Below are 25045 nucleotides of genomic sequence, written 5' to 3'. Positions count from 1 at the left end.
GTAATTTACCGATTATTTATCAACGATTGAGCGGCTATTTCGGCCGTTTTTTTTCTGTCTTTAATATAATAAAACCAAGTCGCCGCAAAGAGTATCGCGATAAATGGCATACTGGTAAGTACCACCATATGCCAACCCGCTTTAAATAACACCCAACCTGCCAGTAACGATGCAGTTGCTTGTAAACCAAAGATAATGAAGTCGTTAATCGCTTGTACTTTATGTCGTTCACCCGGCTTATAACTTTGCGGTAGTAATGTTGTACCGGTTAAAAATAAAAAATTCCAACCGATGCCTAACAAAATCAGTGCCCACCAGTAGTGCATGACTTGTTCGCCTGAAAGCGCGACTACAGTTACTATCGCGTAAATTGCGGTCCCTATTAACATTAAACTTTTTAAGCCTATTCTTTTTACTAACCAAGCGGTAAATAGAGAAGGAATAAACATCGCCGCAATATGACTTTGAATAACCCACTTTGTATCATTTAAGCTATGTCCGTGCATTTGATGCATGCTTAAAGGTGTTGCGGTCATTAAGTAACTCATTAAGGCAAAACCAATTGCCGCTGATAGTATCGCGATAATAAATATGGGTTGTTTAATGATTTTACTTAATGGACGAATATCTTCTGCTTGCTGATGACTTTCAATTTGCGTATTTTTAAAGTTCAACATGATTATCATCGCGCAAATGATTAAGCCCGCTAATACTAAAAATGAGCCAGCATAGCCATGAGGTGAAACTAACCAGTCTTTAGCAACTACGGCAATTTCAGGCCCTAAGAAGGCAGAAAAAATGCCACTTAGCATAAGAATTGACAATACAGTAGGGATATCTTTATCCTTTTTTATGCTTTCTATCGCAGCAAAACGTAACTGTTGAATAAATGCCGTACTAATACCAAAGAGTAAACCTGAGAAAACAAAAAGTTCAAAATTGGCAATAAGCGCAGATACCATAGCGGTTAATGTCGCCAATAAGCCACAACTATAACCGGTAAAAATCGCAAAACGACGGCCTTTGTTTTTGGCAAGCATCGCTGCAGGAATCGCGCCACAGGCAACACCTAAAATCATAACCGTAATGGGAAGGGTAGCTAGAGATGGGTCACTTGCCATGCTGGTTGACAATATTCCCCCAATGAAAACAATGACTGGTGATGCGGCCATCACTAAAGGTTGGGCAATAAACAACAGCCAAATATTTTTTGGTAAGGTGAAATGTCGAGACAATAAAAAAGCACTGGCAATTAATAAGGCTAAGGTAATAAAAATATTGGATAACATAGTTGTTCATTTATGATAATTATTCTGTTGCTATCATAACGTATTATTTTTAATTGAAAGAACATAATTTATGTTGGTTTTTATTATTCAAATGATAAACTGCGTTCGTTGAAATTCGACAAATACTGTTACTAAGGTTGTTATGAAATTTAGTCCCCTTGTACAAGAATTAATAAATGCACTTAAATGTTTACCGGGTGTTGGAGCTAAATCTGCTCAGCGTATGGCATTTCAGTTACTTGAACGTAATCGTATCGGTGGTGCTAAACTTGCCGGAACATTAAAGTCAGCAATGGAAAATATTGGTCATTGCTCACAATGTCGAAACTTTACTGAAGATGATACCTGTGAAATTTGTCAAAGTGCTAAACGACTTATTAATCAACAGCTTTGTATTGTTGAAAGTCCAGGAGATGTGATCGCGATAGAGCAAACCGGCGAGTTTCAAGGACGCTATTTTATTTTAATGGGACATTTATCTCCGCTAGATGGAATCGGGCCAGACGATCTTGGTTTAGATATATTAGAAAAACAGCTGGCGACCCAACAGTTTAAAGAAATAATTTTAGCAACCAACCCGACGGTTGAGGGTGAAGCAACGGCTCATTTTATTGCTGAACTGGCTAAAAAACATCAAGTTGTTATTTCTCGTATTGCTCATGGTGTGCCTGTTGGTGGTGAATTGGAATATGTTGACGGTAATACGTTATCTCACGCGTTGTCAGGACGTAAAAACTATAGCTTTTAGTTTCGCTGTAAACTTAGCAGAATATTATATGCAGGCTAAAGCGTGTCCTCTTAACTAAAAGCTAAGTTCAGCAATAACAATTTGAGTATTGTCATCTTTTAAATAATTATACCCTTAGGCATTTTATAAATTATTGGCAAGATGATTTCCTGTCATAAAATGAGTTTTCGCGTATTTGAGTAATAATATGCCACAACAAACAATAAAAGCGGTGAGATAAAGCGCAGCATTATAGTTTTTAAAGTGCTCTATTAATGCGACACAATAAAGCGGTGCTACCACTTGTCCTACACCATAAGCGGCTGTGATGGTTCCCATGATAAATACAGGGTTTTTACCTGCTAATTGCCCACCAAAATTCATAAATAGTGCAACAAGGCCAATGAAGGTTCCACCATATAACACGCCACTTATTAAATTAAGTACAATATTTGAAGAGAAGGTAGGAATTAAAATAGCAACAATTTGTAGCGCCATCGCTACCATCATAATGTTGATACTATTATAACGATGTGCCAAACGCATCCAAATAATACACGAGGGTATACCGGCTAAACCAACGGCTAACCAAGCATAACCACCATACCCTGACAATCCTTCTAATGAATTAATAATATCAGGGAGGAATGTTGCTTGTACAACCATACCAACGCCTTCTGTGAAATACGCTAGGGCTAAAATGATCACCAAGGGATTAAACAACGATTTATCAAATTTGTATTTAATAACTTTATTTGATGTTTGTTTATCAAAACTTAAAATATAGGCTGAATAACTCGCGAATATCGTCCCTGCAATTGCTAGGGCAAGCCAAGCATGTTGCCAATTATCACTATAAATAAATACGCTACGCATAATTAAATCAGCAATAAGTATTGAGAATCCTAAGCCACTAAAATGTATGCCCATTGCTTTAGTTTTATTCGTATTTTGTAATTTTGACATCACGATGGCTGAGCCAACGACTAATGCCATCGCAGCACCAAATCCAGCAAAAAGCCGAGATAGCCACCAAAGTGTATTGTTTTCGGTAACGGCGAGTAATAACGAAGTTATGATAGACAAAGCTAAGCCAATACGAAAAAATTTTACTTTTGCATGAATATCTTTAATAAAAATTGAGAAAATTGAACCCGATAAATAGCCAACATAATTAATGGAGGCGAGTATGCCAGCGAAAGCAATACTTAGGTGGTTTTCTAGCATCGCGGGTAATAAAGAAGTAAACGCAAAACGAGCAACGCCTACGCCAACAACCAAAGCAAGGATACCTGCTAATAAAATAGCCGTATTGTTATTTCGGTCAAGCAACATTTTAAATCCTGTGTTGTCAATTTTATAAATACAGCGACCAAGGCCGCTTTTTTAGAATGAAAATTTTTTGCTAAGCACAAGCTTCAATTTAAGGATAGTAATGGCTGAAAGCAAATCATTATTTGTGATGAAGGATATTTAAAAATGATATAAATAAAATTATTCTCCTAAGAGGGGTAAAATAGGGGCGCATAATTTATGTAAGATTTTTTAATTTTTTGCTTGAAATTGTTTTCTCTACCCCCCACATGTTAACTATCTATGTGAACATCAGCTTCGATGTGCGCTTTTAAACACTGTTAAATTTAGGAAATATCGAAAATGTCAGAAACAGGCCAAAAAGAAAATCATCAGTTTGCAACTGATAACGCTAAATTACTCAAATTAATGATCCACTCACTTTACTCAAACAAAGAAATTTTCTTACGTGAGTTAGTATCAAACGCTGCTGATGCCGCTGACAAATTACGCTTTAACGCACTTTCACATGCTGATTTATACGAAGGTGATGCCGATTTACGTGTACGTGTTAGTTGTGATAAAGAAAACAATACACTGACTATTTCTGATAACGGTATTGGTATGACTCATGATCAAATTGTTGATCATCTAGGTACTATTGCTAAATCTGGTACGGCTGAGTTTTTCTCGCAACTTTCTGGCGATCAAGCTTCAGACTCACAACTTATTGGTCAATTTGGTGTTGGCTTTTACTCAGCATTCATCGTTGCTGACTCAGTAACTGTGCGTTCTCGCGCTGCTGGTGTCGACGCTTCTGAAGGTGTTGAATGGACAAGTGCTGGTGAAGGCGAGTTCACTACGGCTAAAATTTCAAAGACAAACCGTGGTACTGATATAATCCTTCACCTAAAAGCAGAAGAAAAAGAATATGCAGACGACTGGCGCTTAAAGTCAATTGTCACTAAGTACTCAGACCATATCTCAGTTTCTGTTGAAATGTTAACGCCAGCAGTTCCGGTTGTAGAAGCGGTTGCTGAAGTTAAAGATGATGAAGGCAATGTTACTGTTCCAGCAGCTGAAGCTGTTGCTGAAGTTCCTGCAATATGGGAGCCTGTAAATAAAGCTACGGCATTATGGACACGTGAAAAGTCAGAGATTTCTGATGATGAATATAAAGAATTTTACAAGCATGTATCACATGACTTTGGTGACCCACTTGTATGGGAGCACAACAAAGTAGAAGGTAAAACAGAATATACGTCATTACTTTATATCCCAAGTAAAGCGCCATTTGATATGCATAACCGTGAAAAGCAACATGGGTTAAAATTATTTGTACAACGTGTATTTATAATGGACGACGCTGAACAGTTTATGCCAACTTATTTGCGTTTTGTAAAAGGTTTATTAGATTCAAATGATTTACCATTAAACGTTTCTCGTGAAATTTTACAAGATAACAAAATTACCCAAGCAATCCGTAAAGGCTGTACTAAACGTGTCCTTAAAATGCTTGAAAAATTAGGTAAAAAAGATAAAGAGCAATATCAATCATTTTGGAATGAGTTTGGTCAAGTTTTAAAAGAAGGCCCTGCAGAAGATCAAGGTAATAAAGAGCAAGTTGCAAACTTATTACGCTTTGCTTCAACAGAAAGTGACACGGCTGTGCAAAGTGTTTCAATTCCAGAATACGTAGAACGTATGAAAGAAGGCCAAGAAAAGATTTACTACGTGGTTGCAGACAGCTTTGAAGCGGCTAAAAATAGCCCACATTTAGAAGTTTTCCGTAAAAAAGGCATTGAAGTATTATTAATGTCTGACCGTATCGATGAATGGTTAGTGAGTCACTTAACAGAAGTTGATGGTAAGCAATTGCAATCGGTAACTCGTGGCGGTTTAGACCTTGGTGATATGGATGATGAAGAAACAAAGCAAGCTCAAGAAAAACTTGAAAAAGAGTTTGACTCAGTTGTTACTCGTATTAAAAAATCACTAGAGGGTAAAGTGAAAGATGTTAAATTGTCGCAACGTTTAACAGACTCACCAGCTTGTATTGTTGCCGATGAACACGACATGAGCAGCCAAATGATGAAGCTTATGCAATCAGTTGGACAGGAAGTGCCAGATGCCTTGCCTATATTTGAAATTAATGCAGAACATGAGTTAGTAAAACATGTTGCTGATGAAACTGATGATGAGAAATTCAACCAGTGGACTGAAGTATTGTTTGAACAAGCAATGTTAGCTGAACGTGGTAGCTTAAAAGACCCTGCTAGTTTTGTTGCACGTTTAAATAAATTAATGTTGAGCCTCACTAAGTAAGTTAACGTATAAATTTGATGATATAAAAAGGGGCTTTAGCCCCTTTTTTTGATCCCATAAAAGTCTTTATTTTATTTGTTCACTTAATAGAGCTTGTAGCTGTTTAACACTTTTATATCCATGACTCAATGAGTAATTGTCGCCGCGCACAATCATAACCGCCGGAAAACCTCGAAAGGTAAGTTGCTTACCTTCTTTATCTTTAAGGTCATCAAAAACAAAGCTTGAAAGCATAAAGTTGATGGTTGCTTTTACGGGGATAAAGTCTTCATTTAATACTTCAGCTAATGCAGGGTCAGTAAAAACATTTTTTTCCATCGCTGCACAGGTTGTACAAAAACGCATTTTAGCAAAAACAAAAATGGGTTTTGTTGAGTCGATAGTTCGAGCACTTTTATAATTATGCCATTGAACGTTAGGTTCATATAACGTCGGTGAAATTAAAGCATAGAAGCTTGGTATTAAAATAATAGCGGCAATTAGTGCGATAAAAAACTTATTCATAGAGTGCTCATTGTTCAACAGTATAAGTATTAACTAGACCCTGAAAACGGCTATATACTTTCAACTTATCATGAAAATTTAAAACAATAACAGCGTTTTAGCTATAATTTAAAAATAATTTCGAGGAGTAAGCAATAATGCTTTCAGTGTAAATTATAAGTCACCACTATGGTATAACGGCTTTAATTTATGCGTAAAACTTTCTTTCTAATAAATGACTTAGATACGAAAGGGAATGTATTTCTGATGTTAATGACAGATATTCAGTAAAGTAAATACACCCTGAGAAAAAGGAATAACTTATTATTAGTTAATCGCTATTAATAATGAAGGATTAGTTGTTACCTTTAACTTTATCCCTAAGCCTAATCTTGAGTATAACGTAATAATATTTCAGACTAAGCTTCATTATTATTCATTTTTTGAATAATCGGTTCAATATCTTCAAAAACGGCTTGGTTTTTATGTAATACCATAACTTTTCTTGCATACTTATCGTGTCGATGAAGAGAGACATGAAAGAGGTCGCGTTTTTTACTTTGTCTAGTAATATAATTAAATGTAGACTGACTGGTTATTGTGCTATCAATCCCCTTACTTATAAGCATGTTAATTAATGCCTGCTCGCTAATTGTGTTAATGCGATTTATTTCATTTTTAGCGACCAACTCATTTATACCATAGTAATAAAACCCTCTAACTCCCCCAAATTCAAGGTTTTTTAAGGAGGATGGATTGGTATATTCAATAGGGGTATCTGTTAGAGAGATAACTTCATCTTGGTCAATGAAAATATCTGAAGTCCACAGGTATTTATTTTCTTCTTTGTTCTTAAACTAAATAGGATTTACACCCAGTAATATGCCATTTAATGTGTTTTGCACCATCATGTGGTCGATGCGCTTGCGAGGAATAAACACGGTTTTAAAACGATACTTTTCACTCTTACTATTTAAATAAGTAGAAAAATCATAATAAAGCCCTTGCTCCTTTTTTAAGTGAATAATAAATCGAGGTTTTAGGTGATACACATAGACATTAATGGCCTCTTTTTCGATAGCATGAGCAATGAAAACACTAATAATGTAAAAAAACATAACAACGACAAGGCTTTTCGTTACATTTATATCAAAGAAGCCTTCTCTGGTTCATATTAAGTTAAATTTTTGTTAATCGTAGCATTTAAGTTTACGTTAACAGATCAATGTTAAAATTCTACAAAAGGAGGACTATATTTCCCCAAAATTTATTTACCTAAACAGGTATACACTATGCGGGAGAATGTGTGTGTTGCGAATATCTTTTGCTATCATTGTAGGTAACATTATGATCTTAAGGTTATAAAGTTTCGTAATTTTAGCTATCTGTATAACAATAAGACTAAGGAATATAAATGAAGCATAATATTATCACCTCAAGTATAACCGCTATTATTCTCATTACTGGCACGGCTACAACATCGAATGCGGTAGCAAATGAAAAGAAAATTGAAGCAAATGATTTAGTTGAAATGTTCGAAAAGCTAGGAGGAAAATATCCTGGTTTTAGAAAGGCACATGCTAAAGGTTTATGTGCTTCGGGCACTTTTATGCCAGCACCTAATAAGCACTTTTCAGGAGCCGCGCTACTCTCAAATGGTGAACTGCCGGTGTCGATGCGCTTTTCATTAGGGGGGACTAACCCAAACAGTGATGAAAAATCCCCTGGTACTCGGGGCATGGGCATGCAAATAAAATTACCTAATGGCGCTTTACATACTTTTACAGGTAACAATTTTCCTGTGTTTGCTGGCAAAGACCCTGAAACTTTTTATGGATTTTTATCAACACTTCTTCCTGATGAAAACGGAAAGCCTGATCCGGCTAAAACAGTGGCATTTATTCAGCAGAACCCGAGTGTGCAAGCTAACGTAATGTGGAATAAAACGGCTAAAACAGCTGCGTCATTTGCGAATACTGCATTTTTTGGTTTGCACACTTTCTACTTTGATCATCCCAATGGACAGAAAACTAAATTTCGTTGGAATATTCAGCCAAACTTAGGTGTAAAAACACTCGAAAAAGCAGAAGCAGCTAAGATGCCAAATGAGTTTTTAGCTGATACTTTTGCGCAACAACTTAAAGATGAAACGGTTCGTTTTACCATTATGGCAAGCTTAGGAGAAGCTGAAGACAGTGTTATTGATCCCTCACAACAGTGGCCGAGTGAACGCCCTCAAGTAATACTAGGTACTGTAACCGTTAATGCGAGTGGTGGTGATGCGTGTAAAAATATTAACTTTGATCCTAATATGATGTCCGCAGGCTTTACACCAAGCGCGGATCCTGTGTTAAAAATGCGCTCACCCGCTTATGCTATTTCTTTTGGTAAAAGGTTAAGTGGTCAATAAAGAGCCGCTAACAAAAGATATGTTTATTATCGGATTATTGTCCTAAACACGAGGCTTAATGAGCGTTACTCGATTGATTTTTTGAATGCTTAAGAGTCAATACAGAATAGCTCTCATTTTTTAGAATTCTTGGGGAGAGAGGGATGTAATATGACATCAGTATCACATTTGGTTATTATATTTATATGATTTATGTTGGTGTAGCTAATTAACAGAGCCGAAAAGGCATAGACTTTAGTATAAAAAATGTCTTTTAACGGTCTTTTTTGATGATAGAGCGGTAATGCTACTTGTTTGACTACAACTGAACTTGTATAGTGTTGCACATTCAAAAAATACTCATTTGGCTGTTATATTAGCGGTATGTTGTACACAAGTACAACAGCCCAATTAGTATATTAAACATATAAGGCAATATTTTATGCGCATTATTTTATTAGGTGCTCCGGGCGCTGGCAAAGGCACGCAAGCACAATTTCTAATGGCTAAATTTGGTATTCCACAAATTTCTACGGGCGATATGCTACGTGCTGCAATTAAAGCAGGTACAGGACTTGGTAAAAAAGCTAAAGCGGTTATGGATGCTGGGCAATTAGTTTCTGATGACTTAATCATTGCTCTAGTAAAAGAACGCATTGCACAAGATGACTGTAAAGCGGGTTTCTTACTTGATGGTTTTCCTCGTACCATTCCACAAGCTGACGCCATGAAAGATAATAGTGTATCAGTTGATAGTGTTATTGAATTTGATGTGCCAGATGAAGTTATTGTTGACCGCATGAGTGGTCGTCGTGTTCATGCTGGTTCTGGTCGTGTTTATCACTTAGTCTATAATCCACCTAAAGTTGAAGGTAAGGATGACGATACGGGTGAAAGCTTGTCTATTCGCCCTGATGATGAAGAAGCTACTGTTCGTAAACGTTTAGGTATTTATCATGAACAAACTAAACCATTAGTGGCGTATTATCAAAGTGAAGCGAAAGCCGGTGCATGTTCATACTTGACTATTGACGGTACTAAGCCTGTTGAAGAAGTGAGTGCCTTAATTGCTGATGAACTAAGTTAAGCGAAATAAGTTTATTGATAATCCTTACTCGTCATAAAATAATTAATATAAAGTTCGCTTCGGCGAACTTTTTTGTTTTACATGTCGAAAATTTATGTTTTTCCCTATCAAAATAGATTTTAGAACGTAAACTATAATATCTCATTTATAAATATAAGAAGAAATACAATGATAGTCAGTTTATCTATAACCGGTCTTTATACGAGTTTGTTGGCACTTTTATTTGTTGGTTTAGCCATGAATATTATCCGGTTACGTTTACAGTTTAAAACAGGGATTGGTGATGGTGGTCATCAGGCATTAGCACAAGCTATTCGTGTGCATGGTAATTTCGCTGAATTTATTCCTTTAGCGTTATTGATGTTAGGAATATATGAAGTCAATGGAGCAAACCCTATAGCGTTGCACCTTCTAGGAGCGGTTTTATTTATTGGCCGAATATTACATGCTATAGGACTATCAAAAACAACAGGACTTTCAAAACAGCGACAAATAGGTATGGTCTCACTATTTATCGTTATTCTTATTTTAGCGGTTGAAAATATACGTTTATTTATCAGTTAACCGTCTTTAATAACATGGCAATGTGCGGAATATTATCTTCTAAATACATTTTTGATACACGTTCAAAACCATGTTTATTATAAAAATTTTCTAGGTGTTCTTGTGCTGATATTTTTATTTTCTGATCGGGAAAGTACCGTTGACAAACGGTTAAAGCTTTAGTCATTAGCCGATGACCCAAACCTGTGCCTCTCGCTTGTGCTGCCACAATAACTCTACCAATTGCAATATAATCATCGTAACTTTGACCTTTGGCTAAAATACGTAAATAGCCTGCAATATTACCTTCTAGATAACAAAATAGGTGGACAGTATCTTTATGTCGGTCAATATTATCTATATCAGGATAAAAACAAGTTTGCTCAACAACAAAGACATCAATACGCAGTTTTAATATTTCGTATAGTTCATCAATATTGAGATCTTTAAAATTTTTTACTTGCCAAGCTATAGTCATTATCTTACCTATTACGATGAGAAAAAAGGCTATTTTTTCATGATTTTTGATACAGGTAAAGTTAATAACCTATATGCTTAGTGATGAAGCACTTGTAAATAACCATGATAACTTTTGCTTGTTAAGTAATTGGAAATGTCTTTACGATATTCACTAATATTTACTTGAGGAAACTCAATGTACATCGTCTCTTTTAATGAAATATCATCAAGAAAGAGTATGTAGCCTAAAGGTAAGTATTTTGGAGAAAAGTTGTTTTGAAATATTGTCGTACGCACTTCAGAAGCAGTGTAGTATTGTTTGCAGCCAAAATTTCTTTCAAGGGTTGGAAGAAGTTTTGTGCCGTAACTTTTTATTGACCAGTATTTAAACATTGCTATTCCTTAGCTGTTTTTTATCATCCATTTTCTCGAGAAAAATATACGCTGTTCTATGTAAATGTCAATAGTTTTAGCGATTAGCTGATTTTTATACTATATAAAATAAGGGGTGTAGAGAAGTTAGCGGTTTAGTTAACTGTACTATTGAGCATTTAAAACCTTGATTTTATCAGGGTTTATAAAAAATGAGCTGCCTATGAGTTTTTATAAGCAGCACAGCTATTCGTTTATCTATTTGTTATGGCGCTTTTGCAACACAGCCATGACCTCTGACATATCAATATTCTGATCTTGAAGTAAAACGAGCGTGTGATAAAACAAATCTGCGCATTCTCCGAGTAAATCATCTCTTGTTTCTGCAACAGCGGCGAGTGCAACCTCAACACCTTCTTCACCCACTTTCTGAGCTATCTTGGTTGTGCCACGAGAAAATAAATGAGCGGTATAACTTGTTTCCGGCTCTTGTCCTTTTCTACTGGCAATGACTTGTTCTAATTTGCTCAGAAAGTTTTGTTGGCTTAATTTTTGTTCAGGGAAACAAGACTCTGTACCCAGATGACAACTAGGACCGATAGGCCGACAAGCAATTAACAAACTGTCGTTATCACAATCTGTCAAAACCTGGCTAACATTCAGAAAGTTTCCTGACGTTTCACCTTTTACCCAAAGCGCTTGCTTTGAACGACTAAAAAAAGTGGCTTTGCCTGTGGTTAATGTTTTTTCAAGGGATTCAATATTCATATATCCTTGCATTAGCACGGCCCCCGTATCTTGATGCTGAATAATTGCCGGTATTAAATCAGCCATTTTAGCCCAAGCTAATTCGTTGATATTCTCTAGGTTAACTAACATAATCTGATCTCTATATTTTGACTTTTCAACGTTTGTTTTAATTCGTTCATCTCAATGATACCTTTATGGAAAACACTCGCCGCTAATGCACCATCTACATCGGCTTGTTTAAAAACGTCAGAAAAATGTGATATTTCGCCCGCTCCCCCCGAAGCTATTAAGGGAACATTGCACACAGCGCGTGCTTTTTGCAATTGCTCAATATCATACCCTTGACGAACACCATCTTGGTTCATGCAATTTAGAACAATTTCACCAGCCCCACGTTGTTGCACTTCTTTGATCCAATCAAACGTTGTCCATTTCGTTTGTTGAGTACGGGTTTCATCACCAGTAAACTGATAAACTTGATACAAACCGGTTTCTTTATCATAAAAACTGTCAATACCAACAACAATGCATTGTTGACCAAATACATCAGCTAAGCGGGTGATCAAGTCAGGGTCTCGTAAAGCAGGGGAGTTTATCGATATTTTATCTGCGCCCATCATTAATATTTCTTTTGCATCTCGCTCTGTTTTTATACCACCAGCAACACAAAAAGGGATATCGATAACTTCTGCTATTCTGCTAACCCAACTCTTATCAACGACTCTATCATCAGCGCTGGCAGTGATATCATAAAAAACTAATTCATCAGCACCGGCTTGTGCATATTTTTGCGCAAGAGGAACAATATCACCTATTATTTCATGATTTCGAAATTGAATACCTTTAACGACCTTGCCATCGCGAACATCAAGACAAGGTATAATTCGTTTGGCTAACATAGTAATAGCCACCAGTTAACTCGTTGAATAATCTGTATTTCGCTTGTTTTTTTTGATTGTGTTTTTTCTTTTAGGATACACATAGGATACACTTCATATATACAGTTGCTAATAAACCCTGAATAAGAATTCATAATAAAAATTAAGATGCATAAATATGCAGTCATTTGTGCAGTGTAATATACAGTATTTACATATCAAATTTAAGATAAATAGCAAATTAAATAGTTATTAAATAGAACAATAAAGCACTGTAAAATATCGTCATGCAAAAAATTCGATTGACAAGTGTTGACATTTATGGTAGAGTGTGATCCTGTTTTTGATAAAGGAGTTTTAATGCAAGATGAAATTAAACAAAACAGAGATAAAGACACGTACCAAAATCCATTCACGCCATCTAAAAACCAACGCAAAAAATTAACACTTCCAATTTCTGAGCTTCTAAAGCTCGACGAAGATGAAACATTTAAAATAACTTTTTGCTGTCTACTAGCACAGCATCTACAAGAAAATAAAGGTCTGCGCGAGCTATTAAATGAAGTAGCAGCTTATGTAATAGATCCTGAAAAAGATTTTCTAACTAAATCTGCTGGGTTTTTTGAGCACAAAGATAACAAAATATTCTTTAGAGAGCGACACAGCAGCATTTTAATAGGTTTTCTAAGCGAGACTGAGTACATTTCAAGATTTGCTGAATATCAGTACTACAGCTTAGAAGCAGTTAAAGACTTCTAACCAACCACTAATTAACAAACCATATTTTTGAATTCAATTTTTTTTTGAAGGGAGAAGTCATTTTGCCAGATTTTTGTATGTGCAAGGGATCTGAGTGTCCGGTTAAAAATTTATGCTATCGATATCGCGCTGCACCAGATTTTGTGCAGCCATATTTTCAAGCGCCTTTTGATCACAAAATACAACATTGTAAGGCGTTCAAAGCAGTTGGTCTTACTCCAGTTATGTCGCTAGAGGATGCTGAGGAATTTTGGAGTAAGCATGCCTGATATTAGCAAGTGCATGGGCAAGGATTGTACTAAGCGCGTTAATTGCTATCGCTATCGTGCTGTTTCAAATCCGGAGAGACAGTCGTTTTATCGAGATTCCCAGTAAATATTGAAACACAAGAATGCGATGAATATTTACATATTATCAATCCGGAGAAGTTAAAGCTGAATGATAAAACTACTTAAAATGCTAGCTAGTAAGCAACAACGTGATTTATTGATTGAGTTTGATGTTATCTGTCTTAGCTTTAGCAGAAGAGCAACTGAGGCGCTTAGGTTGAGTGATGAAACTGAGTTTTTTGGAGTTGTAAGCAAACTTACATTAAGCGATGAAAATGCGGTTGTGTTTGCTTTTAATGATGTTGATGTACGACTTAATGTTTTTAACTTTACAGAACCTGGTTCAACAAATAGTGACCCTGTTAAATTTTTTAGCTTTAGGTTGCTGGAAGAGTGGCTAGAGCAAGTTGAGTCGGAAAAACAAATGACAGATTGGTTAGAAGATGGAGTGATCATACTTGATATATAAAAGCAGGCATTGCGAAATTGAAGCGTATGTAAATTCAGCTGTGATTAAAGCGCTTCACTTGAGCGATACGGCTGAACGCGCTTACAAGTTAGCAAAAGCCGGTTTGATGTTTGTTATAGATGACAGGCTTCAGGCTTGTTTTGAAAAGCGCATCAATGAAATTAAGTTGAAATTATTTATACAAAAGAAATTTAAGCCTTTGCATTTGTATGACGAATGCAATCTTGGCTATATAAATATAAACGGTGTACCAGCAGTTTGGCACATAACAACAGTTGATAAAAAAACAGGGGAAGCAGTTAAGGCGAAACATTTTAATCATGAAAATATTGTTTTTAAAGTAAGTGTCAGTAGAGCGACAGACTTTCAAAAAATCAATCAATTTGGAGTATTAATTAAATGACTAAATTATTTATATCGTTTTTGTTCGTGTTTTTCTTAGCGGCTTGTGGAGGTGGTTCTGGGTCAGAATCTGATTCCAATTCTAACTCAAATGGCAATAACGTTGGTACTGACATTACTTATGTCGTTGGCGAAATGAAGGTATCAACAGGGGCTGATGATTTGTACGCACCTGCTCATGATGCAGCCTACGGTAACCTAGGTTATGCATGTTCAATCAATAATAATTATTACTTTGAATCTGCAAATGTCGTTGTGTTTGGTAGTGCAGGTTACCCAGATAGTGATTTCAAATATGCAGCAACTCTTGTTGAAAATAACCTGGATTCTGCATTTGAAAAAATAGGAATTAACAAAGAAGAATTTAGTGACGCTAGACCTTATTACATTACAAAAGTAGCTAATTCCATTATTGATTTTATGTCGTATGGGTGGGATGTGGATGGTGTTCATTATGATATTACTAACATGCAATTGACTACGCCATTTCATGCTCATAGTGCTTGGGTGGACATGAATGATCAGACTAAATATAAGCATGTTGAAGCTTATTGGAACGCATTAAATAATGCAGAACAATATATGTTTGGAAAAGAGTTTGAATCTGTAAGTAATAGAAAGGTATCAGAGTTATATGATGGTGAGTATAGAATGACTCAGAAGATCATGGTTTGCTTAACCGATGAAATGGATAGCATTGTTTATGGTGAGGGTACACTTCTTGGAATGAACTTACCTCCAAAATCTTATGCTACAAGAAAATATGGTGATGAGTCTCAAGTTGTTTTACACGAGCTAATACACACCATTCAGCAAAATATTTCTTCACCAGTTCGCGGAATTGGCAGAACCCTGGATCATTGGTTCAAGGAAGGCCAAGCAACATTTTTAGCTGGTCAAACAACCGCAAGTTCAACGGATGGATTTAATCCGGTTGATGTCGTGACTTGGGCCGATGAAACAAGTGTATTTGCTACTACTAGTGATGCTTATAAACACTATGCACTTGCATACAGCTATCTTGATGAAAACAACAGCGCCAATCAAATGAAAGAAATGCTTTATGACATTAGATACTTTAAAGGCGAAGGCGAAATTTCTCCAAGTAACCACGTTTCAGGAGTAGCTTTTGAGTCAGCATTCGATAATAACATGACACAAAAAGGTGGGGGCGTTTTAACAATTCAGGAGTTTAGAGCTGACTATCAATCTTTAATGTCTCAATAACACTTAGCACTAGCAGTTTAATTTTGGTTTCAAAAAAAGGATAAAATTATGGGTGCACCAGTGTTGGGGCCGTTGTTCGGTTGGGTTACGTGGTTGTTGCTAAGAAAACCTTCGTATCAACGAGACTACATCAGGGGTATTGATGACTTTCTTAGCTGGTTTCCTCATGCCATTTCTAATGGGGTGGCTCACTTATTGATCAATGATGTGATGATGATTGTGTATATTCTGTTTTTTGGACTCATTGGTCTAAGTATCGACTCAGCGCTGTCACGTTAATTTATACAAGGTTTTATATATATGATTAGTGCAGTAATGGGTGATTATTTTGGCAGTATTTATGAAGATCAATCAATTAGTTCGTATAATTTACCTTTGATTTCACCTGCATCTCATATTACAGATGAGTCGGTCGCAATTTCTGCCGTGTGTGATGTATTGCTTGGACACAACCTGAGCTATGCAGAGTCTTTCTTGAAATGGTTTAACAGATATCCTGATCTTAATTACGGGTTTGGTACTTCTGAATTTATTATAGAAAACAACCCGGATTTTGTAGGTAACTCAGAAGGGAATCTAGCTGCATCAAGAGCCGCACCAATTGGTTATTTAGACCTGCCCTTGTCATTACTGCTAGACTATGCGACTGACTCAGCAACCCCTACCCATAACTCTGAGGAGGGTATAAATGGAGCAAGAGCAATAACTTATTCTGTCTGGGCGATTGTTCACGGAGGGAAGTCAAAGGCACAAATTTTCCAATACCTCTTTTGCGAGTTTAATTACCTGCTTGACTTTTATACGCTTGAGCAGTTGAAGGAAACAAATGAAACCGGTAGTTCCGCATTTAACACTGTGCCGATGGCAATTTGGCTGGGTATGTCTGGAAAAAGCTATACTGACACTTTGAAAAATATTCTGTATATAAATAATGATGGACTGGATACAGACTCGATAATGAGTATGGCATCAAGTATTGCGTATGCTTATCATTTTGGCGGCAATGCAAAGAATGCTAACAAAGATAAGGAGTATAAAAAGCTTGAATTTGAAACCAAAAAGTATCTTTTTCAAAGTAAAAAATACCATCCGGTTTTAAATGCTATTCAGTCTTATGAACTAAGTAAACAGATATGCGGATTGCCTTTTTAGTTAATTAAAAATAAAGCGTAATAAGCAGTGTTTTTAACTAATTAATGCGCTTATTTACTGCACACGTTGGCTTGGAAGTGTTATAATTAAGTATAAGAAAGCGACACTACTCTCGTCGCCATAGGGGCAGGTTTGATCACCTGCCTTTTCTTATGTCTTTTTTATGACTCTATGCTGCAAGTAAGCATGAACTTTCACTTCTAATATGATTCAACCACATCTTTGTTTCAGTTGTTAGATTAGCTGTTTTGGCACGCTGTCTATCTTTTTTCTTGGCTGGCACAACCTCGATATTAAACTCTTTTTCAAGTATTGATGTTAGCGTTGACATTTTGTTTGTGTACGAGATTATAGTGTTTTCAAAGTGACTGTTGAAAACATCAATAACTTTTCTTTTATGAATACCAATATTTAATTCTGCATTAACTAAAAAGTCATGGAATTCAGCGGCATCATCACTATTAAAACTGTATTCTTCATCGTAAAGTTTAACTGTATCTATTAAGCGCTTAATAAAGAGTTTTTTGAATTGCATGTCAATAGTAAGAGATTCATTTGATTCAGCAAGTAGTAATGCCTTGATTGTGCTATTACCCGTTTTGTCGAAATCAAGTAGCTCTTGATTAACTTCAGACACGCGATAGAGCTTTCTCAATTTAAAAGCTCTAAGTTTATGTTTGTTATCATTATTTGCATGAGCACCCATTCTTATTATGTTTTTAGCTTTTGTTTCATCAATTTTTTCAGCAGCAATTGTTTCTCTGTCACGAACAATAACTTCTTCTTTTTGTCCAGCTTTTAGATTTTTAATGCCGTTTTGATTTTCTTCATCATTACAGTAAAACTCAATCTCATGGCCAAGGTGCTCATAAATTGTAATTACTGTAAATTCATAATTTTCACGCATTTTATTTTTGTATGCAATGCGATTCGCTATACGCTTTAAGTAAACATTGTTCATCATTTTTACAAGTTTTTCCTCAGTAATGTCATCACTAAATTCCTTGTTAATCATATCAATAAGTATGCTTGTGGGATTAGTGCAAAGTTTGCGCTCAACTCTGTTAAAACTAAGAAGAATCTCTTCTCTAAGCCTAAATCTATTGTCTGCTTGAGTTAAATCATTTGGGGCTGATGTGCCGTTCGCTAGTAATGAAACTTTCTTATAATCAGAATCAAGTACACTTAAACCATTTTTTGCAGCTGTGTTATAAAAAACTGCTTGTACTGATTTAGCTACCTCAGAAAAATCACTCATATTTTTTGCTTGCTCCGACTGCATAAATGCAGCGTCAATTTGTGCGTATTCAGCAATGTATTTTTGCTCTTCTTTCGGATCTTTAGGATCTTTTTTAGGTATACCGTTGATCGCTATGATGTCAGCGTCATATTTTGATTTTTTATTACTATGTTGAGCATCAATGAAGCCTGCTATTTTTTCATTATTTATTAATGACTGTCTCATTAGTTCAACATTTGTAGCGTAAGCTATAACTTTGACTACTGGCTTTTTGAACTGACTTTTTTGATTATAAACATAGATAGTTTTGTTATTATTTTCTGCAAGTTCGTGTAACCACTCAAGAGTATTTTCATTTGCGAACTCGTCAGCAATAAATACTGATTCAGAATTAATTATTTGCTTATCTAATCGTTCTTGAAGTAAAGCTCTGTCGCTTAATGTGCCATTACCGACTATGTTTGATGTTGAAAGGTCTTCTAGATCTTCTATTTCATCAAGAAATAAGCTCTTAGATTTATTGCGCATGTTATCGTATTTGTCATCTAGCATTAGCTTAAGCATTACGCCAAGAACGCCCTGGGCTGAAGTGTTTGCATATGCATTGTGGTATTCTCTTACATCTTCATCATCAATTAACTGCTTTGTTAAAAGTTTTAAAGCTGACATATAAATTGGATAATTAATATTAAGGCATGATTGCTCAAAAAGGCGTTTAAATAGTTCTGACTTGCCAGTGCCTCTTTCACCATTGAAAATATGGAAGCCAGGTTTGTTAAGTAAGTAGTTCAAGTCATCTTTGTAATCGACATCAACAAAAACAACTCTTTTGTCATCTTTGCTTATGCTAATAGAATTAATGATTTCTTCTTTTGTTATTTTGATATCGTCTCTTAATTCTTCAATTAGCTGTTCAGAGTTTTGAACTTCTTCTTTAATAATAAGCTCGATATCTTCAATGCTTTTCTTTGATAATGCTTTCTTGCACTCTCTAAACACTCTTATCTTCTCTCGTTCGATGTCACTGCTAGCACGTGCAAGATTTAAGATGAAAAGTGCTTTAGAAAGCGGTGTAGAGCCTAGTTTGATTTTTGCTTCATTAAGCTGGATTTTTACTTGATAAGTTCGTGCTATACATGCATCACGATAAATGTTGCTTTCGTTAGAAACGATAATAATGTTTGATTTTTTAACTTCTTCTTCGATTGCATTAACAACTGATTGAGTTATGTAGCTAGTGATTTGCTTTTGTGCTTTAGCTGGAATTGCTGAGGTGTCATTACGACTAATATATAAGTTCATTGTTTTACTCTCTTTTTATGTGTCTACATCTGATCAATGATGCTGGTTTCAGTAGTTCTGATTCCTCGACTTGTTTAATTATTTTACCAAAACAATAAGGATTTAACAATACTATTGTATATAATAATGGTATTGTTTTATGGTTATGTAATTATATTAAAAAAAATACAGTACAATCAGATAGTGAGAGTTTAAAAATAAATTGAAATGATTGTCAAAAATATTTTATTGTTTTGGGATTTACCAGACTTCGTCTGAATCTTAGCCAGAATTATTGTTCTTTGCTGTGGGACAAATCTTATTAATTAAGTAATTCTCTATATTATTGGGGTGTATTGGTATTTGTACCACGGTCATTAGATAATAAAAAAGAGGAGGCAGAGCAGGAATAATACTGGTTTAAATTCTTTGAGCTTGCGAAAAGGTAAAATAAAATTGTATGTTTTAAATAGCTATTGTTTACAGCGAAGGCTTAAGGTAACGCAATTCTTATGTTCTCTTATTAATGTTTAATAAGTATATTGATTATATTGTCATATAATAAATGATGGCTTGAACTTATTCTTCAGATAGTAAGTCCTAACCTATAACAAGTTTCGCAGAGGGTAATAAAAAGGCCACTGTACAAAATGTATTTTGATGGCTATTTAGTTTAAAAAATCACAGAGGCCCGATAGAATGATATTTTTATTTAAATACCAATTAGCCCTTAGAATCCTGCCTGTTGTTGCTGTCGAAAATGAGGGTTTTATAAGGTCTTAACATACCGGAGGAGCGGATAAACATTGCATCGATATGTATTAAACTCTGAATATTGTGATGATATCTATTGGTTAAATTAAAGTACCAATTTATCGTTGATGTTTTGATGGTTACTTCATGAAGGTCTTGTTCAAATAATAACTTTCTTGCGTCATCGATTGTATCTTGTAGCTCCTGATTGAACTCGAAAAAGCACAAGGTAGGCAATATCGTAGGAGGGTATTGGACTTGCTTATCTTGGTAAATCTTATTTACCCAAGGCAAATTATATTGTTTTTATTTGTCATAATTGCCCCTCTTTTTAAGTTTGATATAACTAAAGATAGTGTGTGTAATTTCAAAACCCAATGAAAATAGACAGTATTAGGAATAGGTTATCCATCTGATTTTATTCGGTTAATGTTTAGTCTCTGTGTGTTGGTGGTTTAAGGGAAATGCATGTTTTTGTTGACATTAAAATAATTTAAATTCCTTTTACGTTCCATTGTCACAGAACTAAATTTGATTTTTTAATTAAACGGACATATATTAAGTGACACTTATTGTGTCTTTTAATGGTGTCATTTAAATGTCGAAAGAATTCTCACTGAAACAGTTGTCAGAATTGGTTGATATTTCTGAGCGTAAAATTAGGTATTACATTCAACGGGATTTAGTTGACCCACCAGTTGGCGCAAGAAAAAAGGCTAAATATAACCAAGACCATTTAGAACAAATATTAACTATTCAAAAATGGCAAAAGGCTGGCTTATCTCTTGAAAGGATTCAAGGGATTTTACATCATGATGAATCAAAACAACTCCCTCCTGAGCCAGTTCCTGAGCCAGGTTCAGTGAAAATGGTTAGTAAAATACATATTGCTGATGGCGTTCACCTTGAAGTCGATATGCTTAAAGCACAGTTAACTAATAGTCAATTGAGAGTACTGACTAAACAAATATTATCTACTTTAAATGAACTTGATAAGGATGAATAACGTGGCGACTTTACAAGAAAATGAAATGTTTTTACCTGTTGATGAACAACAGTCTTTACTTAGTCGCCTTGAAGCAGATATCACCATTACTCATCCGTTTGCCATTACAGAGCTTAAGCAGGTTTTTCATAACAGTACTACAAAAAATATCGAAGGTATTTATCAATTTCCGCTGCCGAAAGAGTCTGGCTTTGTTGCTTTTGAAACCATTTTAAACGGTACGAGTTACAATGGCGTGATCAAAGCGAGTAAGGAAGCCGAGTCTAACTATGAAGAAGCGATATCTGAATGTAACACTGCTATTTTGTTAGAGCAATTGGGCGAAGGTATATTTCAAATTAACATCGGTAATTTAGCGCCTGATGATAAAGTTGAATTCAAATTAACGATTGCAACCATGCTTGAGCAATCAAGTGAATTTGCTCGGTATTTTTTGCCTACTGTTATAGCACCTAAATATGGTGAAAATCCCTTTAAGGATTATCATAGTTTAACAAATGATTTTTTTGCTGAATATCAGTTTTTAGCAAACATTACAGTTGAAGAAGAGTTAGTAAACCAGAAAATCTCATGTCCTCTAAAGTTAAAAGAAGAAAGTATTGAGGGAAAGTACTGTGTTGATGGTTTTTTAGATCAAGACTTCACCATGACATTTTCTCTTCCATCTAACATGGTAGCTAAAGCATTATATACAAAGCAAGAGAATGAATATTGCGCAATCGCTTCTTTTCCTACTCGAATAGAGCTTCCTGAAAAACCTGCAAACGTACAAGTAGTCGTAGACTGCTCTGGTTCTATGGGAGGCCGTTCAATTGAGCAAGTAAAATTAGGGTTAACCAAGTTATTTAACCTTTTTGATGATAATGACAAAGTTAACCTCATTAAATTTGGCAGTCATATAGAACAAGTTGTTGAGCAGTGGCAATCATTCGAAGGCAAAGCGAAATCACAACTTAGACGCAGCATTTCAATGCTTAATGCTGACATGGGGGGAACCGAATTGTTTCAAGCAGTAAGCAAGGCTATTGAAAATGCAAAAAAAGTTCCTAATGCTGAGATTCTATTACTGACCGATGGCGAAGTGTGGGGTGATGAAAACAATGTAGATTCACTTGTTAATCAAGCTATGAAAGCAGAGTGCAGAGTTTCAGTTATCGGCTTAGGCAGTTCAGTAAACGAATCATTTCTCAATACTTTAGCTTCAAGAACGCACGGTGAACTTTGTTTAATAAATCCATCTGAAAACACTGCTGCAAAAGTGGAATTATTTCTCAAGCAAATGAAAGCGGTCAAAGGTTCACAAAAGTTAACTGTAGGTTTTGAGCCAAGCTGGCAAAAAATACCGAACAAATGTTTAAGTTATGGTGTTAGTAATGCATTTTATATGACGAAAGAGGGCTTGGCAGAAAGAATAGCTAGCGAACAAACTTATGCAGAGCAGTCACACAAAATAGATGCTCATTGGCAATTACTTGAAGGTATTAAAGCCAAAGCTTTAAAGGTCATCGTTGCTAATCAACGTATGTTAACGAGTGACAGAGCACTACAATGTAGTTTAGCCGAAAAATACCAGCAAGTTTCTGAGTTTACAAGTTTCATTATGGTGGCAGAGCGTGATAAAAAGTCACTTGAGCAAATGCCACAAGTTGAGCATATCCCACAAATGTTGTCGGTTTGTGAATCTTCGATGGCGTGTGTTTCATATGATATGGATAACTATCTTGATATTCCGGCATTTATGAGAAAGTCAGCCGATGGTGATTTACTTCAAGATAGTGCAGTAGTTGATAAAGTAAGTAGTACATTCAGCAAAATTAAAAACTTCTGCTTTGGAAATAATGATGTAGAGTTTGAGTTTGATGTTCCTATTTTATTGAAAAGTATAAGTAACCTGGTTGAACTTAAAGGTGATAAAATAACTCATTTTGATTTAGGTGAGCTTAATGAAACATTAATTCCGGGGTATAGACTTGCTGAACTTATTGAATTATTTAAGCAATTAGAAGAAGATTTACATCAAGCTTATTTTGCTGAATTGCTGTTAATATTGTCTGAACGATATGGAAGTGTTCTATCTAAAAATACAGAGAAAACATTGCAAAAAGCACTTTCAAATCTCGACAATGAATTCGTATTAGAGCAAGATAAAATTAATGATTTGCTTGATTTATTCATTGAGTAAAAATAATTACAAACAAGGATGTTAAAATGCGCATGAAAGGAAAACTCATCAATTGGAATGATGATAAAGCGTTTGGTTTTATTGCTCCCAATAGCGGTGGCGATCATGTTTTTATTCATAAAACCGCTTTATCGAATCGAAATCGAACACCTCAAATTAATGATGTCATTACTTTCTCGATATCAAAGGATAAACTAGGTCGGTATTGTGCTGATGAAGCGACATTCACCGGTGAAAAGTTGAAGAAGAAACAAGCAAAGAAAGTGAGTATGTTTTCAATATACTTATCCATCATATTCCTTAGTTTAATAACTGTAGCGCACTTCCTTGGTCACATTCCTCAAAACCTGATCTTAGCTTATTTTGGTGGTAGCGTCCTTACATATATAGCTTATGCGTTTGATAAATCAAAAGCACAGCGAGGTGATTGGCGAACTCAGGAAAGTACATTACATTTATTTGCGTTAATTGGTGGCTGGCCTGGTGCTGCTATAGCGCAACAAGTACTTCGGCATAAGTCGCAGAAAAGAGAATTTAGGCTTGGTTTCTGGTTTACTGTTATTGTAAATATTGGTGCGTTGATGTGGCTAATGTCATCCAGAGGAGAACAATTATTGGTAATATTTAAGTAGTATTATTACTTTTACATTCTTAAAGTTTACGCAAACAGATTATCAGTTTATTTAATCCCTATTTTAACAGGCAATTTGTTGAGAATAGTCTTATTCGATATGTTAACGTTTTTAAATATAAATAATCCATATACGTCTCATGTGACTGCATATAAGAACTTATGAAAAAAGAAATATCCTATAAAGTAAATGAAATATTTGAAACACTCCAAGGGGAGGGTTCTTTTACCGGTCAACCATCCATTTTTCTAAGATTACAAGGTTGCCCTGTGGGCTGTTCTTGGTGTGATACTAAGCATACATGGACAGTATCACTAGAGCAGGAAATGGAACCCCAAAAAATCGTTTCTAAAAAATCAGAAAATGATAACTGGGGAGTATTCACAATTGAGCAATTAAAAGCGCTATTTATCTCAGAAGGTTATCAAGCTAAACATATAGTTATAACTGGTGGTGAGCCGTGTATGTATGATTTGACTCCCCTTTGTCATGAGTTAGAGGATATTGGCTACAGTTGTCAAGTTGAAACATCAGGTACTTTTGAAATTAAAGTTTCAGAAAAATGCTGGGTCACAGTATCCCCTAAAGTGAACATGAAAGGAGGTTATAAAGTACTGAATTCAGCTCTTATGCGTGCCAATGAAATAAAGCACCCAGTCGCAACGGAGCAGCATATTGATGAATTGAAATCACTGTTAAACGAGCATGAAATTCACGATAAACAAATTTATATACAGCCAATAAGCCAAAAGAAGAGAGCTACAGAGCTAGCTATTAGATCATGCATTGAAAATAATTGGAGATTATCTGTACAAGTACATAAATACATTGGAATTGAATAGTTATAATTACTTGATATAAAACAAATTGTTGATTAAATAAATATAATATAGTTTAATTGTACAAATAAAGTGTAACCGTTTAGTTATGGAATATTTTACTTAGTGCATGGATGTGTCAACAGTACATTAATTTACAATATCTTTGCTTAGTTTTAATTAAAATAATTTCATATGTA

The 25045-nt window shown here is 35.3% G+C and carries 25 protein-coding genes; 15 read left to right on the top strand and 10 right to left on the bottom strand.

The window, feature by feature from the left end:
* Nucleotides 1-5: 5 nt before the first annotated feature.
* Complete coding sequence (locus H4J52_RS16635; RefSeq protein ID WP_182225248.1) at nucleotides 6-1289, bottom strand: MFS transporter; 1284 nt, start codon at nucleotides 1287-1289, stop codon at nucleotides 6-8.
* 142 nt (nucleotides 1290-1431) lie between these two features.
* Here H4J52_RS16635 and recR point away from each other — a divergent pair, with 142 nt between their 5' ends.
* Nucleotides 1432-2037: a recombination mediator RecR gene (recR, locus tag H4J52_RS16630; protein WP_182178418.1), complete on the top strand. Its 606-nt coding sequence runs from the start codon at nucleotides 1432-1434 to the stop codon at nucleotides 2035-2037.
* Nucleotides 2038-2160: 123 nt separating this feature from the next.
* On the opposite strand, the gene H4J52_RS16625 is transcribed toward recR, so the two are convergent.
* On the bottom strand, nucleotides 2161-3351 hold the full coding sequence (locus H4J52_RS16625; protein ID WP_182178420.1) for a YbfB/YjiJ family MFS transporter: 1191 nt from the start codon (nucleotides 3349-3351) through the stop codon (nucleotides 2161-2163).
* Between the two features lie 321 nt (nucleotides 3352-3672).
* On the opposite strand from H4J52_RS16625, the gene htpG reads away from it, so the two are divergent.
* Nucleotides 3673-5634: a molecular chaperone HtpG gene (htpG, locus tag H4J52_RS16620; RefSeq protein ID WP_182178422.1), complete on the top strand. Its 1962-nt coding sequence runs from the start codon at nucleotides 3673-3675 to the stop codon at nucleotides 5632-5634.
* 66 nt (nucleotides 5635-5700) lie between these two features.
* Here the strand turns inward: htpG and H4J52_RS16615 are convergent, their stop codons facing one another.
* The 3 genes from H4J52_RS16615 to H4J52_RS16605 form a co-directional block, all read right to left on the bottom strand.
* Nucleotides 5701-6138 (bottom strand): thioredoxin family protein, encoded by a 438-nt coding sequence (locus H4J52_RS16615; RefSeq protein ID WP_182225246.1) that lies wholly within the window; start codon nucleotides 6136-6138, stop codon nucleotides 5701-5703.
* 398 nt (nucleotides 6139-6536) lie between these two features.
* Nucleotides 6537-6746 (bottom strand): hypothetical protein, encoded by a 210-nt coding sequence (locus H4J52_RS16610; RefSeq protein ID WP_182223391.1) that lies wholly within the window; start codon nucleotides 6744-6746, stop codon nucleotides 6537-6539.
* Between the two features lie 228 nt (nucleotides 6747-6974).
* Nucleotides 6975-7235 (bottom strand): hypothetical protein, encoded by a 261-nt coding sequence (locus tag H4J52_RS16605; protein ID WP_182225244.1) that lies wholly within the window; start codon nucleotides 7233-7235, stop codon nucleotides 6975-6977.
* Between the two features lie 296 nt (nucleotides 7236-7531).
* On the opposite strand from H4J52_RS16605, the gene H4J52_RS16600 reads away from it, so the two are divergent.
* The 3 genes from H4J52_RS16600 to H4J52_RS16590 all read left to right on the top strand — a co-directional run bounded on the left by H4J52_RS16600 (nucleotide 7532) and on the right by H4J52_RS16590 (nucleotide 10157).
* Complete coding sequence (locus H4J52_RS16600; protein ID WP_182225242.1) at nucleotides 7532-8527, top strand: catalase family peroxidase; 996 nt, start codon at nucleotides 7532-7534, stop codon at nucleotides 8525-8527.
* Nucleotides 8528-8948: 421 nt separating this feature from the next.
* Nucleotides 8949-9593, top strand: coding sequence for an adenylate kinase (adk, locus tag H4J52_RS16595; protein WP_182225240.1), 645 nt, complete (start codon nucleotides 8949-8951; stop codon nucleotides 9591-9593).
* A 168-nt stretch (nucleotides 9594-9761) separates the two neighbouring features.
* A complete protein-coding gene (locus tag H4J52_RS16590; RefSeq protein ID WP_182178430.1) occupies nucleotides 9762-10157 on the top strand; it encodes an MAPEG family protein in 396 nt (131 codons plus the stop codon).
* Here H4J52_RS16590 and H4J52_RS16585 read toward each other — a convergent pair.
* From H4J52_RS16585 to hisF, 4 genes are all read right to left on the bottom strand, one after another.
* A complete protein-coding gene (locus H4J52_RS16585; RefSeq protein ID WP_182178432.1) occupies nucleotides 10150-10614 on the bottom strand; it encodes a GNAT family N-acetyltransferase in 465 nt (154 codons plus the stop codon). The two genes, H4J52_RS16590 and H4J52_RS16585, sit on opposite strands and share 8 nt — an antisense overlap.
* Before the next feature lie 77 nt (nucleotides 10615-10691).
* Nucleotides 10692-10988 carry a DUF6559 family protein gene (locus H4J52_RS16580; RefSeq protein ID WP_182178434.1) on the bottom strand — a complete coding sequence of 99 codons (297 nt, stop codon included), beginning with the start codon at nucleotides 10986-10988 and terminating at the stop codon, nucleotides 10692-10694.
* 237 nt (nucleotides 10989-11225) lie between these two features.
* Nucleotides 11226-11846 carry a bifunctional phosphoribosyl-AMP cyclohydrolase/phosphoribosyl-ATP diphosphatase HisIE gene (gene hisIE / locus H4J52_RS16575; protein WP_182225238.1) on the bottom strand — a complete coding sequence of 207 codons (621 nt, stop codon included), beginning with the start codon at nucleotides 11844-11846 and terminating at the stop codon, nucleotides 11226-11228.
* Nucleotides 11840-12616 (bottom strand): imidazole glycerol phosphate synthase subunit HisF, encoded by a 777-nt coding sequence (gene hisF, locus H4J52_RS16570; protein ID WP_182178444.1) that lies wholly within the window; start codon nucleotides 12614-12616, stop codon nucleotides 11840-11842. Before hisF ends, hisIE begins: the two co-directional genes overlap by 7 nt.
* A gap of 339 nt (nucleotides 12617-12955) precedes the next feature.
* Between hisF and H4J52_RS16565 the strand changes: the two genes are divergently transcribed.
* The 6 genes from H4J52_RS16565 to H4J52_RS16540 all read left to right on the top strand — a co-directional run bounded on the left by H4J52_RS16565 (nucleotide 12956) and on the right by H4J52_RS16540 (nucleotide 16933).
* Entirely contained in the window at nucleotides 12956-13354 is a 399-nt protein-coding gene (locus H4J52_RS16565) for a hypothetical protein (RefSeq protein ID WP_182225236.1), read from the top strand.
* A gap of 438 nt (nucleotides 13355-13792) precedes the next feature.
* Entirely contained in the window at nucleotides 13793-14152 is a 360-nt protein-coding gene (locus tag H4J52_RS16560) for a hypothetical protein (protein ID WP_182225234.1), read from the top strand.
* 58 nt (nucleotides 14153-14210) lie between these two features.
* Nucleotides 14211-14555: a hypothetical protein gene (locus H4J52_RS16555; RefSeq protein WP_182225232.1), complete on the top strand. Its 345-nt coding sequence runs from the start codon at nucleotides 14211-14213 to the stop codon at nucleotides 14553-14555.
* On the top strand, nucleotides 14552-15781 hold the full coding sequence (locus H4J52_RS16550) for a hypothetical protein (protein ID WP_182225230.1): 1230 nt from the start codon (nucleotides 14552-14554) through the stop codon (nucleotides 15779-15781). Before H4J52_RS16555 ends, H4J52_RS16550 begins: the two co-directional genes overlap by 4 nt.
* A gap of 48 nt (nucleotides 15782-15829) precedes the next feature.
* On the top strand, nucleotides 15830-16060 hold the full coding sequence (locus H4J52_RS16545) for a hypothetical protein (RefSeq protein ID WP_182225228.1): 231 nt from the start codon (nucleotides 15830-15832) through the stop codon (nucleotides 16058-16060).
* Between the two features lie 21 nt (nucleotides 16061-16081).
* Nucleotides 16082-16933, top strand: coding sequence for an ADP-ribosylglycohydrolase family protein (locus tag H4J52_RS16540; RefSeq protein WP_182225226.1), 852 nt, complete (start codon nucleotides 16082-16084; stop codon nucleotides 16931-16933).
* A 169-nt stretch (nucleotides 16934-17102) separates the two neighbouring features.
* Here H4J52_RS16540 and H4J52_RS16535 read toward each other — a convergent pair whose 3' ends face one another.
* Nucleotides 17103-19475 carry a hypothetical protein gene (locus H4J52_RS16535; RefSeq protein WP_182225224.1) on the bottom strand — a complete coding sequence of 791 codons (2373 nt, stop codon included), beginning with the start codon at nucleotides 19473-19475 and terminating at the stop codon, nucleotides 17103-17105.
* Between the two features lie 1330 nt (nucleotides 19476-20805).
* Between H4J52_RS16535 and H4J52_RS16530 the strand changes: the two genes are divergently transcribed.
* The 4 genes from H4J52_RS16530 (at nucleotide 20806) to queE (ending at nucleotide 24869) form a co-directional block, all read left to right on the top strand.
* Nucleotides 20806-21213 carry a helix-turn-helix domain-containing protein gene (locus tag H4J52_RS16530; protein WP_182225222.1) on the top strand — a complete coding sequence of 136 codons (408 nt, stop codon included), beginning with the start codon at nucleotides 20806-20808 and terminating at the stop codon, nucleotides 21211-21213.
* A 1-nt stretch (nucleotide 21214) separates the two neighbouring features.
* Nucleotides 21215-23395, top strand: a complete 2181-nt coding sequence (locus H4J52_RS16525; protein WP_182225220.1) for a VIT and VWA domain-containing protein — start codon at nucleotides 21215-21217, stop codon at nucleotides 23393-23395.
* Between the two features lie 32 nt (nucleotides 23396-23427).
* Nucleotides 23428-24027 carry a DUF1294 domain-containing protein gene (locus H4J52_RS16520; protein WP_259367877.1) on the top strand — a complete coding sequence of 200 codons (600 nt, stop codon included), beginning with the start codon at nucleotides 23428-23430 and terminating at the stop codon, nucleotides 24025-24027.
* 161 nt (nucleotides 24028-24188) lie between these two features.
* Nucleotides 24189-24869 (top strand): 7-carboxy-7-deazaguanine synthase QueE, encoded by a 681-nt coding sequence (queE, locus tag H4J52_RS16515; RefSeq protein WP_182225216.1) that lies wholly within the window; start codon nucleotides 24189-24191, stop codon nucleotides 24867-24869.
* The last annotated feature ends 176 nt before the right edge of the window (nucleotides 24870-25045 follow it).

Origin of the sequence: Colwellia sp. MB02u-14 (assembly GCF_014076915.1) — a bacterium.
GTDB lineage: Bacteria > Pseudomonadota > Gammaproteobacteria > Enterobacterales > Alteromonadaceae > Colwellia_A.
The sequence above is the reverse complement of the archived record's forward strand: the minus strand, read 5'-3'. Positions and strand labels throughout refer to the sequence as shown.

Coding starts and splice junctions, on each gene's coding strand:
- H4J52_RS16590 (WP_182178430.1), top strand. CDS start 9,762: ATGATAGTCAGTTTATCTATAACCGGTCTTTATACGAGTTTGTTGGCA.
- H4J52_RS16550 (WP_182225230.1), top strand. CDS start 14,552: ATGACTAAATTATTTATATCGTTTTTGTTCGTGTTTTTCTTAGCGGCT.
- H4J52_RS16605 (WP_182225244.1), bottom strand. CDS start 7,235: ATGTTTTTTTACATTATTAGTGTTTTCATTGCTCATGCTATCGAAAAA.
- H4J52_RS16530 (WP_182225222.1), top strand. CDS start 20,806: ATGTCGAAAGAATTCTCACTGAAACAGTTGTCAGAATTGGTTGATATT.
- H4J52_RS16585 (WP_182178432.1), bottom strand. CDS start 10,614: ATGACTATAGCTTGGCAAGTAAAAAATTTTAAAGATCTCAATATTGAT.
- H4J52_RS16610 (WP_182223391.1), bottom strand. CDS start 6,746: ATGCTTATAAGTAAGGGGATTGATAGCACAATAACCAGTCAGTCTACA.
- H4J52_RS16540 (WP_182225226.1), top strand. CDS start 16,082: ATGATTAGTGCAGTAATGGGTGATTATTTTGGCAGTATTTATGAAGAT.
- H4J52_RS16635 (WP_182225248.1), bottom strand. CDS start 1,289: ATGTTATCCAATATTTTTATTACCTTAGCCTTATTAATTGCCAGTGCT.
- H4J52_RS16520 (WP_259367877.1), top strand. CDS start 23,428: ATGAAAGGAAAACTCATCAATTGGAATGATGATAAAGCGTTTGGTTTT.
- H4J52_RS16625 (WP_182178420.1), bottom strand. CDS start 3,351: ATGTTGCTTGACCGAAATAACAATACGGCTATTTTATTAGCAGGTATC.
- H4J52_RS16560 (WP_182225234.1), top strand. CDS start 13,793: ATGATAAAACTACTTAAAATGCTAGCTAGTAAGCAACAACGTGATTTA.
- H4J52_RS16600 (WP_182225242.1), top strand. CDS start 7,532: ATGAAGCATAATATTATCACCTCAAGTATAACCGCTATTATTCTCATT.
- hisF (WP_182178444.1), bottom strand. CDS start 12,616: ATGTTAGCCAAACGAATTATACCTTGTCTTGATGTTCGCGATGGCAAG.
- recR (WP_182178418.1), top strand. CDS start 1,432: ATGAAATTTAGTCCCCTTGTACAAGAATTAATAAATGCACTTAAATGT.
- htpG (WP_182178422.1), top strand. CDS start 3,673: ATGTCAGAAACAGGCCAAAAAGAAAATCATCAGTTTGCAACTGATAAC.
- hisIE (WP_182225238.1), bottom strand. CDS start 11,846: ATGTTAGTTAACCTAGAGAATATCAACGAATTAGCTTGGGCTAAAATG.
- H4J52_RS16615 (WP_182225246.1), bottom strand. CDS start 6,138: ATGAATAAGTTTTTTATCGCACTAATTGCCGCTATTATTTTAATACCA.
- queE (WP_182225216.1), top strand. CDS start 24,189: ATGAAAAAAGAAATATCCTATAAAGTAAATGAAATATTTGAAACACTC.
- H4J52_RS16545 (WP_182225228.1), top strand. CDS start 15,830: ATGGGTGCACCAGTGTTGGGGCCGTTGTTCGGTTGGGTTACGTGGTTG.
- H4J52_RS16580 (WP_182178434.1), bottom strand. CDS start 10,988: ATGTTTAAATACTGGTCAATAAAAAGTTACGGCACAAAACTTCTTCCA.
- H4J52_RS16535 (WP_182225224.1), bottom strand. CDS start 19,475: ATGAACTTATATATTAGTCGTAATGACACCTCAGCAATTCCAGCTAAA.
- adk (WP_182225240.1), top strand. CDS start 8,949: ATGCGCATTATTTTATTAGGTGCTCCGGGCGCTGGCAAAGGCACGCAA.
- H4J52_RS16565 (WP_182225236.1), top strand. CDS start 12,956: ATGCAAGATGAAATTAAACAAAACAGAGATAAAGACACGTACCAAAAT.